This window comes from Ruegeria sp. D3, from assembly GCF_056534465.1.
Window position 1 is genome coordinate 23,146 of the sequence record NZ_JBQFPK010000001.1, and the last position, 14,881, is coordinate 38,026.

Annotated in this window: 12 protein-coding genes; 10 read left to right on the forward strand and 2 right to left on the reverse strand. The window is 58.6% G+C overall.

Annotation, left to right across the window (positions count from 1 at the left end):
- Positions 1–26 precede the first annotated feature (26 nt).
- Positions 27–1,868 (forward strand): peptidyl-prolyl cis-trans isomerase, encoded by a 1,842-nt coding sequence (locus ACR0DX_RS00120; RefSeq protein WP_170354287.1) that lies wholly within the window; start codon positions 27–29, stop codon positions 1,866–1,868.
- An 11-nt stretch (positions 1,869–1,879) separates the two neighbouring features.
- Positions 1,880–3,391: an anthranilate synthase component I gene (trpE, locus tag ACR0DX_RS00125; protein ID WP_170354288.1), complete on the forward strand. Its 1,512-nt coding sequence runs from the start codon at positions 1,880–1,882 to the stop codon at positions 3,389–3,391.
- Between the two features lie 35 nt (positions 3,392–3,426).
- Here trpE and ACR0DX_RS00130 read toward each other — a convergent pair whose 3' ends face one another.
- Positions 3,427–4,926, reverse strand: a complete 1,500-nt coding sequence (locus ACR0DX_RS00130) for a divergent polysaccharide deacetylase family protein (RefSeq protein WP_480844810.1) — start codon at positions 4,924–4,926, stop codon at positions 3,427–3,429.
- Between the two features lie 193 nt (positions 4,927–5,119).
- Here ACR0DX_RS00130 and ACR0DX_RS00135 point away from each other — a divergent pair, with 193 nt between their 5' ends.
- The 6 genes from ACR0DX_RS00135 to lexA all read left to right on the forward strand — a co-directional run bounded on the left by ACR0DX_RS00135 (position 5,120) and on the right by lexA (position 9,945).
- Positions 5,120–5,701, forward strand: coding sequence for an aminodeoxychorismate/anthranilate synthase component II (locus ACR0DX_RS00135; RefSeq protein WP_170354290.1), 582 nt, complete (start codon positions 5,120–5,122; stop codon positions 5,699–5,701).
- Positions 5,698–6,717, forward strand: a complete 1,020-nt coding sequence (gene trpD, locus ACR0DX_RS00140; protein WP_170354291.1) for an anthranilate phosphoribosyltransferase — start codon at positions 5,698–5,700, stop codon at positions 6,715–6,717. Before ACR0DX_RS00135 ends, trpD begins: the two co-directional genes overlap by 4 nt.
- Entirely contained in the window at positions 6,714–7,526 is an 813-nt protein-coding gene (trpC, locus tag ACR0DX_RS00145; protein ID WP_480844812.1) for an indole-3-glycerol phosphate synthase TrpC, read from the forward strand. Before trpD ends, trpC begins: the two co-directional genes overlap by 4 nt.
- On the forward strand, positions 7,526–7,999 hold the full coding sequence (moaC, locus tag ACR0DX_RS00150; protein WP_170354293.1) for a cyclic pyranopterin monophosphate synthase MoaC: 474 nt from the start codon (positions 7,526–7,528) through the stop codon (positions 7,997–7,999). The genes trpC and moaC overlap by 1 nt, the downstream gene beginning before the upstream one ends.
- Positions 7,996–9,168 carry a molybdopterin molybdotransferase MoeA gene (locus ACR0DX_RS00155; protein WP_170527069.1) on the forward strand — a complete coding sequence of 391 codons (1,173 nt, stop codon included), beginning with the start codon at positions 7,996–7,998 and terminating at the stop codon, positions 9,166–9,168. Before moaC ends, ACR0DX_RS00155 begins: the two co-directional genes overlap by 4 nt.
- Positions 9,169–9,246: 78 nt before the next feature.
- Positions 9,247–9,945: a transcriptional repressor LexA gene (lexA, locus tag ACR0DX_RS00160; protein ID WP_170354295.1), complete on the forward strand. Its 699-nt coding sequence runs from the start codon at positions 9,247–9,249 to the stop codon at positions 9,943–9,945.
- On the opposite strand, the gene ACR0DX_RS00165 is transcribed toward lexA, so the two are convergent.
- Positions 9,939–11,984, reverse strand: coding sequence for a ComEC/Rec2 family competence protein (locus ACR0DX_RS00165; protein WP_170354296.1), 2,046 nt, complete (start codon positions 11,982–11,984; stop codon positions 9,939–9,941). The genes lexA and ACR0DX_RS00165 overlap by 7 nt on opposite strands.
- Before the next feature lie 78 nt (positions 11,985–12,062).
- On the opposite strand from ACR0DX_RS00165, the gene gltX reads away from it, so the two are divergent.
- Entirely contained in the window at positions 12,063–13,463 is a 1,401-nt protein-coding gene (gene gltX, locus ACR0DX_RS00170; RefSeq protein WP_480845047.1) for a glutamate--tRNA ligase, read from the forward strand.
- Positions 13,464–13,584: 121 nt separating this feature from the next.
- The gene (gene gltA, locus ACR0DX_RS00175) at positions 13,585–14,880 is read left to right on the forward strand and encodes a citrate synthase (protein WP_170354297.1); all 1,296 of its coding nucleotides are present in this window, start codon (positions 13,585–13,587) and stop codon (positions 14,878–14,880) included.
- Position 14,881: the final 1 nt, after the last annotated feature.

Consider the following 14,881-nt stretch of genomic DNA (forward strand, 5'->3'; position numbering starts at 1 on the left):
CCTTTGCCACAAAACAAGAGGGCACCATGGCCGCAGGCGTAAAAAAGCTATCGAAGACCTTTGTCTGGATCCTCATGGGCCTTTTGATGTTGGGGCTCGCAGGGTTTGGCGCAACCAGCTTGTCCGGCACAGTGCGCACAGTCGCACAGGTTGGGAATGAAAGCGTCTCGGTCGATGAATATGTCCGCGAGCTGCAACGCGAAATCCGCGCCGTGGAACAACAGACCGGTCAGCCGCTGCAGATCGCGCAGGCACATGAATTCGGGTTGGATCAGTTGGCACTGTCGCGTCTGACGGCGCTGGCGTCGCTGGACAATGAAGTTGGGCTGCTAGGCATCTCGATCGGGGACGCAAACCTGCAACAGGAAATTGTCGCAATCCCGGCCTTTCAGGGGATCGACGGGAATTTTGACCGCGACGCCTATGAATTCCAACTGGATCAGGTCGGAATGTCCGATGCCGAATTCGAATCCGACCTGCGCAAAGAGTCGGCTCGAACCATCGTTCAGGGCGCGGTCATGGGGGGTATCGAAATGCCCGAAACCCTGACGGATGCGATGATGAACTTTGTCGGCGCGCGGCGCAGCTTTACAGTGGCAACGCTGGGTCCGGACGCACTGGCAGCGCCGATTGCAGCACCGACAGACGCTCAAATTCAATCATATTACGATGAAAACGGGGATCTGTTCACCCTGCCCCGCACCAAGAAGCTGACATATGCGATCCTTTCTCCGGAGATGTTGCTGGACAGTGTAGACGTCGACGAAGACTCGGTCCGCCGTCTGTATGACCAGCGTGCTGACGAATATCTGCAGCCCGAACGCCGTCTTGTCGAACGCCTGCCCTTTGCGGATGAAGCCGCCGCCGAAGCGGCCAAAGCGCAGCTTGAGGTTGGCGGAACAACCTTCGAGCAATTGGTGCGTGAGCGCGAGCTTGAACTGAGCGATGTTGATTTAGGCGACGTCACCCGCAACGATCTGGGGGACGCAGCTGACGGCGTCTTTGCTGCCGATCTGGACGCAGTGGTCGGCCCGCTTCCGTCCTCTCTGGGGCCGGCTCTGTTCCGAATCAATGGATCGCTGGCTGAAAACAACACCTCATTCGAAGACGCTGCCCCAGCCCTGCGCGAAGAGCTGGCCGCAGATCGCGCGCGTCGCCAGATTGAGGCGCAAGCCGAAGACATCAACGACCTGCTGGCAGGTGGTGCCACGCTTGAAGAGCTGGTCGGTGAAACCGAGATGGAATTGGGTCAGATCGACTGGACCACGCAAAGCGAGGACGGGGTTGCGGCCTATGATGGGTTCCGCACTGCTGCACAAGCCGTGAACGAGGGCGATTTCCCCGAGGTCGCGTTCCTGGAAGACGGCTCGATCTTTGCGATGCGCCTGAACGAAGTGTTACCTCGCCGCCCCGAACCGCTGGACAGCGCGCGCGACCGCGTGATCGCCGCATGGACTCAGGCCGAGACGAACAAGGCGCTGGAGGAACAGGCCGCAACTGTCCTTGAGCAGCTTGAGGGCGATGGCGATTTCACCGCAACGGGCTTGCCATTCCGGGTCGAGAACGCCCTGACGCGTACAGCATTCCTTGAAGATGTTCCTGCCGATTTCATGGTTCAGGTGTTTGAAATGGAGCCCGGCGAACTGCGCGTTGTTTCCGGTGAGGGCACTGCCCTGATCGTCCGTCTGGAAGAGCTGCTGCCCCCAGATGAAACAGACGAACTGCGGCAAGCCCGAGAGGCCCTTGCTGCGCAGTTGGACCAGGCGTTGGCACAGAATATTTTCGACGCTTTTGTCCGCGATGCGCAGGTTCGTGCCCGACCAACCGTGGACCAGCGTGCCCTGAATGCCGTTCAGGCGAGCTATTAAAAGAGACCGATATGGCCCTTACCCCTGAGTTTGACAGTTTCGCTCGCGCCTACGAGGCTGGCGAAAATCAGGTAGTCTATACGCGCCTTGCGGCTGATCTGGATACGCCCGTTTCCCTGATGCTCAAGCTAACGGGCGCGCAAAAAGACGCGTTCATGCTGGAATCGGTTACCGGCGGAGAGGTACGCGGGCGCTATTCGATCATTGGTATGAAACCGGATCTGATCTGGCGCTGCCAGGGCGACGTGTCCCAGCTGAACCGGTCGGCGCGTTTCGACCCCGAGGCGTTCCAGCCTCAGGATGGAAACCCGATGGATAATTTGCGGGCACTGCTTGCTGAAAGTCGGATCGCTCTGCCCGATGATCTGCCTCAGGCTGCCGCTGGGCTGTTTGGTTATCTGGGTTATGACATGGTGCGCCTGGTCGAGTATCTTCCAGACGTAAACCCTGACCCACTGGGGCTACCAGATGCGGTGATGTTGCGTCCCTCGGTCGTGGCCGTTCTGGACGGCGTCAAAGGTGAGGTGACCGTTGTTTCCCCCGCATGGGTCAGTGAAGGTCAGTCCGCCAAAGCGGCTTATGCCCAAGCAGCCGAGCGCGTGATGGATGCCGTTCGCGATCTGGAACGCGCCATGCCCGCCGAAACCCGCGATCTGGGCGACGCGTCCGAAGTGGCCGCGCCTGTCTCGAACTTCACCAAGTCGGGCTATATGGAAGCGGTCGAGAAAGCCAAAGACTATATCCGCGCAGGCGATATCTTTCAGGTGGTTCCGGCCCAGCGTTGGACGCAGGATTTTCCGCTGCCGCCTTTTGCACTGTATCGGTCATTGCGCCGCACGAACCCGTCGCCCTTCATGTTCTACTTCAACTTTGGCGGCTTTCAGGTCGTGGGCGCCAGCCCCGAGATTCTGGTACGTGTCTTTGGCGATGAGGTCACGATCCGCCCCATCGCAGGTACCCGTCCCCGTGGCGCGACCCCCGAGGAAGACAAGGCAAACGAGGCAGATTTGCTGGCCGACAAGAAAGAACTGGCCGAGCATCTCATGTTGCTGGATCTGGGCCGCAATGACACGGGCCGCGTGGCCAAGATCGGCACCGTGCGACCCACCGAAGAATTCATCATCGAACGCTACAGCCACGTGATGCACATTGTGTCAAACGTAGTCGGCGAACTGGCCGAAGATAAAGACGCTCTGGATGCGTTCTTTGCCGGGATGCCTGCAGGCACGGTTTCAGGCGCGCCCAAGGTCCGCGCGATGGAGATCATTGACGAATTGGAGCCGGAAAAGCGCGGTGTCTATGGCGGCGGGGTCGGATATTTCAGCGCGGGTGGAGACATGGATATGTGTATCGCCCTGCGCACAGCGATTGTGAAAGATCACAAGCTGTATATTCAGGCCGGCGGCGGTGTTGTCTATGACAGCGACCCCGAGGCGGAATTCATGGAGACCGTGCACAAATCCAATGCCATCCGACGCGCGGCTGCTGATGCTGCGCGCTTTACGGGACCGGGTAACAGCTAATCAAACGGCTGGCCAAACCGGCCAGCCATACGGGCTTATTGAACGGCTTGTTTCATGACGGCGGAAATCGGTGCCATGGCCACACGCCCTCCCCGGTCTTCAAGGGCCCAGACAAGCAAGGCCGAGATGGTGTCAGGGCGCAACCGTCCCAGCATGACAACCGTCCCCTCCTGCCCGGCCCGGAATGCGGCCTGATCCAGAAAGCGGCGCATGATCTTTGGGTCCTGACGTGCGCCGTCTATGTCTCGGAAAATCACGCTGGACGGTGTCCCATTGCGGGCAGCCAGCTTCTGAACCGTGTTGAGGCCGTTGTCCTGGGTGATCAAGCCACGGCCTGTCCCGGCAGCAATAGCGGCAACCTGATCAGCCAGCTTGCGATTGCCCTGAATGCCTGTCTCGACCCCTTCGAGAATACCGACCGTTTCTGGCAAGGTCTGCAACCATACGGCCATTGACACTTCGGCATCCTGCGCACTGGCGGTTTTGGGAAGATCCGCCATCGCAAGAACCTCGAAACCTGCAGAGCGATGTCTGGCCATCTTTTCGGCAGCGTCGGGGTCGGACGGGCTGACGGCAAAGCTGATCGGGTACGGGAAATCCTGCAACGCTTCGGCACCATAAGCGCCTTCGTCGTCAATCAGGATAATTGACATCAGCGGTTTCGCGTCGGGGTTATCGAATTTGGCCGCATAGGCTTCGATCGGTTTTCCCAGCACCGCAGTCTGACCTGATCCGTCCTGATCAGCCAGAGCGTTGTCCCGTTCGGTCAGCGGGACAACGCGCCGACCAACCGTTAAACCCCCTGCGCCGTTTTGGTCGCCACCGATCTGTGGAACGGCTGCGATGCGCGGCAGAGAGCGGTTGAGATCCGTTTCATCACCCTCGACCGCGATGGGATTTTCTTCAGGCAAATCTTCCTTCGGCTCGAGCGCGGCAATTTCCGGCAAAGGCTCTGCTTCGGTACTTTCCGGTTCAAAGTCAGGGGCCGGTTCCAACTCGGCAGCCTGGGATTGGTCTGGTTCCCGCTCGACAGACTCAGGCTGGGGCTGTTCGACAGGTACTTCTAGTGCAGCGACTTCCGGGGCTGGAGGGGCTGGGGGCTCCTCGATCAACTCGGGCTGCCCTTCGGCAATAGGCGTATCTGGCAAAACTGCAGGCGCTTGCGGCTGAACAGGTGCCTCACTCGTCACTGCCACCTCATCAGGCTCGACGACGGCTGCCTCTTCGACAACAGGCGCGGATTCGTTGACCTGCGGCTGATCATCCGGAGCCTCTTCAATTTCGGAAAGCCCTGCCAGCGTATCTGCTTGTTGATCGGTTGGTTCAGGCTCTGCCGCGGGCAAAGTGACCAAATCGGCATCTGCAATGGCTTCGGGCTTGTCTGCCTCGACCTCGGGTACTTCGCTTGGTGCAGGTTCGGGTGCAACATCCGCAACAACGGGTTTGCGCGACAGAGGCGTGGTTAGAGACAACGCCGCTCCCAACAGCATTATCACGACCGCACCTGCGATCATCCCTCCTAGAAATCCGCCCATTCTAATTGCCTTTCGACTAATTCCTGCTTCGATTGCCTGCGTCGTCTTCTGCGACACTCACCCGCAAGCGCGTATGGAACCGGATGTCCTCTTGACGCTGCCTCGCAAGCCTGAGCATGTATGTCCCGACATTATATCGCGGCTCGGGGCTGTATCGCCAGTCCCAAATGCCCAATCCGAGACAAGTGCCCAAATGCTGCTGCTGATAGACAACTACGACTCGTTTACCTACAATCTGGTACACTATTTAGGCGAACTTGGTGCCGAAATGGTCATTCGGCGAAATGACGCGCTGGATGTGCAAGAGGCCATGGCCATGAACCCGGCCGGAATCCTTCTTAGCCCCGGACCATGCGACCCGGATCAGGCCGGGATTTGCCTGGCGCTGACACAGGCAGCTGCTGAAACCCAGACCCCCTTGATGGGCGTTTGCCTTGGGCATCAGACCATCGGGCAAGCATTCGGCGGTGACGTTATTCGGTGCCATGAGATTGTGCACGGCAAGATGGGCACCATGCATCACACTGGGAAAGGTCTGTTCGCTGGGCTGCCTTCCCCCTTCGAGGCAACCCGGTACCATTCGCTGGTGGTCGACCGAACCACCCTGCCCGATTGCCTGGAAATCACAGCTGAGCTGGAAGATGGGACGATCATGGGCCTGCGACATAAGCAGCTCCCTATTCACGGCGTTCAGTTCCACCCAGAATCGATTGCATCCGAGCACGGCCATGCCCTGCTCAAGAACTTCCTGTCCGAGATGAAAGTCCCCGCATGAGCGACGTATTGAAACCGCTGATCGGCACTGCTGCTGATCGGCCTTTGACGCGCGCCGAAGCCGAACAGGCTTTTGGCATCCTCTTCGATGGCGCCGCCACACCCAGCCAGATCGGCGGTTTGCTGATGGCGATGCGAACCCGAGGCGAGACGGTCGACGAATATGCGGCGGCGGCGGCAGTGATGCGGGCCAAATGCAACGCGGTCAATGCGCCGGACGGCGCGATGGATATCGTCGGCACAGGTGGCGATGGCAAGGGAACGCTGAATATCTCTACCGCAACAGCCTTTGTCGTCGCAGGCGCTGGCGTCACAGTTGCAAAACACGGGAACCGGAACCTCAGTTCGAAATCCGGTGCGGCCGATGCGTTGGGTCAGATGGGTATCAACGTGATGGTCGGACCAGAAGTCGTTGAAAAAGCGCTGAAAGAGGCTGGTATAGGCTTTATGATGGCCCCCATGCATCATCCGGCCATTGCCCACGTGATGCCAACACGTCAGGAACTTGGGACACGTACGATCTTTAACATTCTGGGGCCACTTACAAACCCGGCCGGGGTGAAACGGCAATTGACGGGCGCGTTCAGCCGCGAATTGATCCGCCCGATGGCCGAGACGCTTGGCCTGCTTGGTACCGAACACGCATGGCTGGTTCACGGGTCCGATGGCACCGACGAATTAACCATCACTGGTGTCAGCTGGGTAGCTTCATGGGAAAACGGCGGTGTGCGTGAGGTTGAATTGCATCCAGAAGATGCTGGCCTGCCAGTGCACCCGTTCGAGGACATTCTGGGCGGAACACCTGAAGAAAACGCTGTTGCCTTCCGCGCCTTGCTGGATGGCTCTCCGTCCGCGTACCGGGATGCAGTCCTTTTGAACTCTGCCGCTGCACTGGTGGTGGCCGACGCTGCAAGCGACCTCAAGGACGGGGTCGAGAAGGCCGCGCACAGCATCGACAGCGGCGCTGCCAAAGAAAAAATCGCGGTACTGGCCCGCATCACTCAGGAGGCCGCATGACCGAGACGGTTCTGGACAAGATCAAAGCATACAAGCTTGAGGAAGTCGCATTAGACAAGACCAATAAGTCTTTGGAAGATTTGGAGGATGAAGCCAAGTCTGCGTCTGAGGTGCGCGGTTTTGCGACAGCACTGACCGCCGCCGCGCGATCCGGCTACGGTCTGATCGCCGAGATGAAGAAAGCGAGCCCCTCAAAAGGTTTGATCCGCCCGGATTTTGACCCTCCGGTACTGGCAAAAGCCTACGAAGAAGGCGGCGCAACCTGTCTGTCGGTTTTGACGGACACGCCCAGCTTTCAAGGGGCCAAAGAATACCTGACGGCGGCCCGCGCAGCGACGTCATTGCCTGCGCTGCGTAAGGATTTCATGTACGACCCGTATCAGGTCGTCGAAGCTCGCGCTTTGGGCGCCGACTGTATTCTGATCATCATGGCCTCGGTCGAAGATGAACAAGCCGCCGAGTTGGAGCAAACGGCTTTTGACTGGGGCATGGATGTCCTGATCGAAGTGCATGACGAGGCCGAACTGGAACGCGCGACCAAGCTCAAAAGCAGTCTGATTGGGATAAATAATCGTAATCTCAAGACGTTTGAGACAACTCTTGATACAACGCGCAGGTTGTCAAAACTGGTGCCCGGCGATCGGACTATTGTTTGCGAAAGCGGTTTGAGCACGCCTGCCGACCTGGCCGACATCGCCCGCTATGGCGCACGGTCCTTCCTGATCGGCGAAAGCCTGATGCGGCAGGACAATGTCACTGCGGCGACGCGAAACTTGCTGGCTAACCCTTTGATCCCCGGAGTAATGTAATGTCGCTCACTCACTTTGACGCACAGGGCCAAGCCCACATGGTGGATGTGTCCGATAAGGCGGTAACGGACCGGGTTGCCGTGGCGGCTGGGCACATCAAGATGGCGCAGGAAACCTTTGATTTAATATCAGAAGGGCGTGCAAAAAAGGGTGATGTGCTGGGCGTTGCACGTCTTGCTGGTATCATGGGCGCGAAAAAAACCCCTGACCTGATCCCGCTGTGTCATCCTTTGCCCGTGACCAAGGTGGCCGTCGAACTGACGTTGGACCCCGATCTACCGGGCGTTCAGATTGAAGCGACCGTCAAGACCTCGGGTCAAACAGGTGTAGAGATGGAGGCGCTGACCGCGGCCTCGACCGCAGCCCTGACAGTTTACGACATGACCAAGGCTGTCGACAAAGCAATGGAGATCGGCGGCATAAAAGTCTTGCTGAAAGATGGCGGTAAATCAGGCCGTTACGAAGCGAAATGATCACTGTCGAAGACGCTCGGGCCCTTCTGTTTGGCCTGGTTGACCGCCTGCCTGCAGAAACCGTTTCACTCTCGCAAGCGGCCGGTCGGATTTTGGCGCAGGACGTTGCGGCCAAGCGCGATCAACCTCCATTTGCGGCATCTTCGATGGATGGATACGCAGTCAAGTCATCCGAAGTCGAACTGCACGCAATGTTCAAAGTCATCGGCGAGGCCGCCGCTGGGCGCAGGTATTCTGGTCAAGTTGGCGCTGGTCAGGCAGTTCGCATTTTCACCGGAGCCCCCGTGCCAGACGGCGCGGATTTTGTCGTGATCCAAGAAGATACAGAACGCAGAGACGATCTGATTACAATCACGGACATGCCCGGCGACAAGACCAACATTCGACCCAAAGGTGTTGATTTCAAATCCGGCACAACGATCTCTGCCCCTCGTCGCATCCGCCCCGAAGATGTGGCCCTTATGGCCGCAATGAACATCCCCGAGGTTCCCGTCGCCCGCAAGCCGATCGTTGCACTGATCTCGACCGGAGACGAATTGGTTATGCCGGGCGATACGCCCGGCCCTGATCAGATCATCGCGTCAAACACCTTTGGCCTCAAAGCGTTGCTAGAAGATGTTGGAGCGGAAGTTCGCATTCTGCCCATCGCGCGCGACACAGTCGCTTCGCTTGAAACAGCCTTTGATCTGGCAACAGGCGCTGATCTGGTCGTCACGATCGGAGGAGCCTCGGTCGGGGATTATGATCTGGTGGCGGACGTATCCGCCAATCTCGGGATGGAGCGGTCATTTTACAAGATACGCATGCGTCCCGGAAAGCCGCTGATGGCCGGGCGGCTTGGCGAGGCTGCAATGGTTGGGTTGCCGGGAAACCCTGTTAGTGCAATGGTTTGCGGCTATCTCTTTTTGGTACCAATGGTGCGCCGCATGGTGGGGCTGGCCGAGGCTTTGACGCCGTTCCAAACGGCTAAACTGGTTGCCCCGCTCGGCCAGAATGGTCCGCGCGAACACTATATGCGCGCCATTCTTGACAATGATGGCATACGGGCTTGCGACGATCAGGATAGCTCGCTTTTAAGCGTCCTGGCGCAGGCCAATGCCTTGTTGGTACGGCAGCCGAATGATCCGGCGCGGCCTGCTGGCGATGAGGTCCTGTACCTACCGATTTAGCAAACGCTCAAATCCGTTGACACAAAACGTGAACATGCGTAGAACAAAAGAAAACGCATGACCGACGAGGTGTGAGCAATGCTGACCAAGAAGCAGTTGGATTTGTTGGAATTCATCCACAAACGTGTTCAAGCGGATGGTGTTCCCCCTAGTTTCGACGAAATGAAGGCCGCGCTGGACCTCAGATCCAAGTCCGGAATTCACCGTCTGATCACTGCGCTGGAAGAACGCGGATTTATCCGCCGACTTGCCCACCGGGCGCGGGCGATCGAAATCGTCAAACTGCCCGAAAGTCTTGGCGGCGAGCCGACAGCTGCCTTTAAGCCGCGTGTGATCGAAGGCGACAAGCCCGAAGGGCCGCGACCGGCGAATTTCGAACCCGTTACCGTGGATGCCATGGAATTGCCAGTCATGGGCCGTATCGCGGCGGGTGTTCCGATTGAAGCGATCAGCCATGTCTCGCACCGCGTCGCTGTGCCGGGATCAATGGTTTCCGGCAAGGGCGAACACTACGCGCTTGAGGTCCGGGGCGACTCGATGATCGACGCAGGCATAAACGACGGCGACGTTGTGGTGATCCGCGAGACATCGGTCGCAGACAACGGCGATATCGTAGTGGCACTTGTTGAAGATCAAGAAGCAACACTTAAGCGATATTTCCGCCGCGGTCATGCCATTGCGCTTGAGGCCGCGAACCCGGCTTATGAAACCCGCGTCTTGCCTGAAGACAAGGTCAAGGTACAAGGCCGATTGGTCGGCCTGATCCGCAGCTACTGACCTTTTTGTGTCTGGTGGTCTTCGGCTTCCTTCGGGGACCACAATCTGCGACCGATGACCTCTGCGCTGGTCGTTATTTTACCGTTCTTAAAAGCCAGACTCCCGGTCTCCATCAATTTATCCGGGTCGAACAATACGCAATTCCCGCTTAGTACAACTGGCACAGCTGAGATAACAATCTGGCCTTCGTGGCACTCGGTAAAGCTACCTGCAGATCGCTTTCCGGTCAGGTGGATCACCTCCTGCCCCTTCCACACATATCTTTGGACAAGGTCGTCAGCTGGGGGCCATCGGTCGGCGGCTGTCTTCTGGTTCACACCATCGCCATCATTTTCCAACCATACTGTGGCGATGAACCCGCTGCCTTTCTCTTTGCTCAAGGCGCGCCCCTTGTCCGTCAATACCCCGACCAACCCACCTGAATCCGCGACCAAGACATCGGGACGTTCACCCTGACCCCACATGAACATGGCCGCGATACATGGTCCCAAACCAACCCATTTCGCGGACCCACGCCACAAAACCGTCCACAACGCCCCCAAAGCGAACAGTGGCAATACATAGTAAGGCGGGCTAACAATATAGCCTTGCGCTCCTTCCAGGTTTGATACGGTCTCAGCAACCAGCAATATCCACTCTAACCCAAGGCCCATAACGGCGAGCGCGACCCAGTCCAGACCAAACGGTGCCAACAGGGCTGCAACGACGGCTGCTGGAACAACGACGGTCCCCATCACAGGGACTGACAACATGTTGGCCAGCAAGCCATAATGGGACATCGTATTGAAATGTGCAGCTCCGATCGGTGCCGTCGCAAGCCCTGCGATGGCAGACGACATAAACAATCCAATCACTGGCTTTAGCCATTTCGGCCCCGGAACCGGGCCAACACTTCGCAACGCCCCAAACACCGACACAAGCGCCGTGGTTGCCGCGAAGGACATTTGAAAACCGGGGCTCAAGAGGGATTCCGGCCGCAGGATCAAAACGATCAACGCGGCCACGGCAACCGCGCGCAATGAGATGGCCCGCCGGTCGACTAGAATCGCACCCAGCACCACGGTGGCCATGACAAAGGCGCGTTCGGTTGCCACGTTTCCGCCAGACAGCAGCAGATACAGCGTCGCGGCAATAAGTGCACCAACCGCCGCGATCTTTCGGACCGAGACCCTAAGCGCGATGGCAGGTATCGCCGATAAAGCAATTCGGCACAGTAGATAAACAAAACCGGTCAGTAGCCCCATATGCAGACCGGAGATCGCCAATAAATGCGCCAAATTCGACGCCCGCAAAGACGCGAGCGTTTGTTGCCCCATTCCGCTTCGATCCCCTGTCGTTACTGCGGCGGCGAACCCTCCAATCTCTCCGGGTAACACGGCACGCACATGTTCGGACAATGCCAGCCTTAACGCAGTGACGCGGACGCCGGCCGGATCCGGACCCGAAACCGTCAGAACAGGAACGCGGGTGTAACCGACCGCACCCAAACCCTGGAACCAAGCATGACGCCGGAAATCAAACCCGCCGGGTTCGACCGGGCCTTGTGGCGGAGACAGGTGACCGGTGGTCATGATCCGCTGTCCTGGCACAAGCGAAGCATCACCGCCATGCAAAGATAGCCGGACGCGCTGCGGTCTGCGATCTAGTGGTACGTCCCCTACTCGCACCCGATCCAGCGTCACCCGCAGCGCATCCGACGCAGAGCGGTCAATGGCAACGACCCGCCCCTCGACCGGGCCGTAGTAACGCCATGACAAGACCGGCTCTGCCACCGTATGGGCGCGGGCTCCTGCCAGGATAAACCCCGCACAAACAAGCGCCCCGCCGAGCGCCAACGACGCCCAGCCTGGCCGCATCCAGCGCGCAGCAGCCAAAGCTGCCATACCCGCCACGAACAAGCTGGCATAGACCTGCCATTCCGGCTCAGACCGCAAACCGAAGTACAGGCCGATTCCGATCGCCAGACAGACCGGAGACCATTGAAATAGGTAACCTGTCTGGTTCAGCAAAGCGGCCTCGACCCGGGCCAGAACACGCATGGTTGCCCCCGTCTCTCAGCCTCGTTAGACAGGCGTCAAACTATGCCCGACACGGTTACCAAAAGGTTAATCCAAACAATGTCCGATCAGGTCGTCACCCGTTTCGCCCCCTCGCCCACCGGTTTTCTGCATATCGGCGGCGCCCGCACCGCGCTGTTCAACTGGCTCTATGCCCGTGGTCGCGGTGGCAAATTCCTGCTGCGGATCGAGGATACGGACCGTGAGCGCTCGACCCCCGAGGCGACGGCAGCCATTCTGCAGGGTATGGCGTGGCTGGGTCTTGACCATGATGGCGATGTCGTCAGCCAGTTCGAAGGCGCCGCCCGTCACGCTGAGGTCGCCCATCAACTGCTGGCCGAGGGCAAAGCGTACAAGTGCTTTGCGACGCAAGAAGAAATCGCCGCCTTCCGTGAACAAGCGAAGGCCGAGGGCAAATCAACCCAGTTCCGTAGCCCTTGGCGCGACGCTGACGCAGCGACCCACCCCGACGCGCCTTTCGTGATCCGCATCAAGGCCCCGCAAGACGGCGAGACGGTGATCCGCGATCAGGTTCAGGGGGACGTGACCATCCGCAACGAGCAGTTGGACGACATGGTCCTGCTGCGTTCGGACGGGACGCCGGTCTATATGCTGGCCGTTGTGGTAGACGATCACGATATGGGCGTCACCCATGTGATCCGGGGCGACGACCACCTGAACAATGCAGCGCGCCAGATGATGATTTATCAGGCGATGGGCTGGGATGTTCCCGTCTGGGCTCATATCCCGCTCATTCACGGGCCCGATGGCAAGAAACTGTCGAAACGCCACGGCGCGTTGGGCGCGCAGGAATATCAAGCCATGGGGTATCCGGCGGCCGGTATGCGCAACTATCTGGCGCGTCTGGGCTGGAGTCACGGCGACGACGAATTCTTTACCGACGCGCAGGCGAAAGAATGGTTCGATCTGGACGGAATCGGCAAAAGCCCGGCCCGTTTCGATCTGAAGAAACTGGAAAACTTGTGCGGTCAACATATTGCCGTCGCCGATGATGCCGCATTGCGGCAGGAAATCGAGGCGTATCTGGCCGCGGCTGACCTACCTGCGCTGACAGAAACACAATCCAGTGAACTGGAACGTGCGATGTATTGCCTCAAGGATCGGGCGCGCACATTCCCCGAACTGCTTGAAAAGGCTCATTTTGCCCTGACTTCCCGCCCTATTCAACCGGATGAGAAAGCGGCCAAGGCGCTTGCCTCAGTATCCGACGGTATACTGAATGAATTGACGCCGCAGTTGCAAAGTGTTAGCTGGACGCGAAGCGAACTGGAGGACGCCCTGAATTCCTTTGCGGAAGCACAAGGCATCAAGTTCGGCAAGCTGGCGGGGCCGTTGCGCGCCGTTCTGGCAGGCCGCGCGGTGACACCTTCGGTTTTTGATATGATGCTGGTGCTTGGGCGGGATGAAACCCTGGCACGGCTTTCTGACGCAGCGACCTGAGTAAAAGGTTCACATTTGGGTAACGCTGCTCCGCTAACACCCGGTTTGCGCGATTGCGCGCATCCGTTGCCCGCAGGATCGGACAGCGATCCATACTGCGCATGATTGAGGAAGGGACACTATGACCGACAGCAACAAATCAGCCACTCTGTCACTTAATGGCGAAACTTATGAGCTGCCGATTCATTCACCGACCGCTGGGCCTGACGTGATCGACATCCGTAAGCTTTACGGAACGGCAGGTGTATTCACGTATGACCCCGGCTTTACGTCGACCGCCAGCTGTGACAGCACCATCACATACATCGACGGCGAAAAGGGCGAGCTGCTGCACCGGGGTTATCCGATCGACCAGCTTGCCGGAAAATCTCACTTCCTCGAGGTTTGCTACCTGCTGCTGTACGGAGAGTTGCCGAGCGCGCCCGTTTTGGAAAAGTTCGAAACCACCATCACGCGCCACACCATGCTGCACGAGCAGATGCAGTATTTCTATCGTGGCTTCCGCCGCGACGCGCATCCGATGGCAATCATGGTCGGTGTTGTGGGCGCGATGTCGGCCTTCTATCACGACTCAACTGATATCGCAGACCCGCGCCAGCGTGAGGTCGCATCGCACCGCCTGATCGCAAAAATGCCAACCATCGCGGCATGGGCCTATAAGTACCACACTGGCCAGCCCTTCGTTTATCCGCGCAACGATCTGGACTATGCATCGAACTTCCTGCGCATGTGCTTCAGCGTTCCGGCCGAAGAATATGAAGTCAATCCGATCCTCAGCCGTGCGATGGACCGCATCTTTACCCTGCACGCAGATCACGAGCAAAACGCCTCGACCTCGACCGTGCGTCTGGCGTCAAGCTCGGGTGCCAACCCGTTTGCCTGTATCGCGGCTGGCATCGCCTGCCTGTGGGGTCCGGCGCACGGTGGCGCAAACCAAGCATGTCTGGAGATGCTGGAAGAAATCGGCAGCGTTGATCGCATCCCCGAATACATCGCCCGCGCCAAGGACAAGGACGATCCGTTCCGCCTGATGGGCTTTGGCCACCGCGTCTACAAGAACTTTGACCCGCGCGCCAAAGTGATGAAACAGTCCGCCGACGAAGTGCTGGATCTGTTGGGCATCGAAGACAACCCGAAACTGCAGGTTGCCAAGGCGCTGGAAAAGCAGGCTTTGGAAGATCCGTATTTCGCCGAGAAAAAGCTGTTCCCGAACGTCGACTTCTATTCGGGTATCATCCTCGAGGCGATGGGCTTCCCGACTTCGATGTTCACTCCGATCTTTGCCCTGTCGCGCACCGTGGGCTGGGTCAGCCAGTGGAAAGAGATGATCGCCGACCCCCAGAACAAGATCGGCCGTCCGCGCCAGCTGTATCTGGGCGAGACGACTCGCGACTATGTGGATATCGAAAACCGCTGAT

Bases quoted from the DNA above. Each gene is read 5' to 3' on its own strand.
- ACR0DX_RS00120 (WP_170354287.1), top strand. From the start codon at position 27: ATGGCCGCAGGCGTAAAAAAGCTATCGAAGACCTTTGTCTGGATCCTC.
- trpE (WP_170354288.1), top strand. From the start codon at position 1,880: ATGGCCCTTACCCCTGAGTTTGACAGTTTCGCTCGCGCCTACGAGGCT.
- ACR0DX_RS00130 (WP_480844810.1), bottom strand. From the start codon at position 4,926: ATGGGCGGATTTCTAGGAGGGATGATCGCAGGTGCGGTCGTGATAATG.
- ACR0DX_RS00135 (WP_170354290.1), top strand. From the start codon at position 5,120: ATGCTGCTGCTGATAGACAACTACGACTCGTTTACCTACAATCTGGTA.
- trpD (WP_170354291.1), top strand. From the start codon at position 5,698: ATGAGCGACGTATTGAAACCGCTGATCGGCACTGCTGCTGATCGGCCT.
- trpC (WP_480844812.1), top strand. From the start codon at position 6,714: ATGACCGAGACGGTTCTGGACAAGATCAAAGCATACAAGCTTGAGGAA.
- moaC (WP_170354293.1), top strand. From the start codon at position 7,526: ATGTCGCTCACTCACTTTGACGCACAGGGCCAAGCCCACATGGTGGAT.
- ACR0DX_RS00155 (WP_170527069.1), top strand. From the start codon at position 7,996: ATGATCACTGTCGAAGACGCTCGGGCCCTTCTGTTTGGCCTGGTTGAC.
- lexA (WP_170354295.1), top strand. From the start codon at position 9,247: ATGCTGACCAAGAAGCAGTTGGATTTGTTGGAATTCATCCACAAACGT.
- ACR0DX_RS00165 (WP_170354296.1), bottom strand. From the start codon at position 11,984: ATGCGTGTTCTGGCCCGGGTCGAGGCCGCTTTGCTGAACCAGACAGGT.
- gltX (WP_480845047.1), top strand. From the start codon at position 12,063: ATGTCCGATCAGGTCGTCACCCGTTTCGCCCCCTCGCCCACCGGTTTT.
- gltA (WP_170354297.1), top strand. From the start codon at position 13,585: ATGACCGACAGCAACAAATCAGCCACTCTGTCACTTAATGGCGAAACT.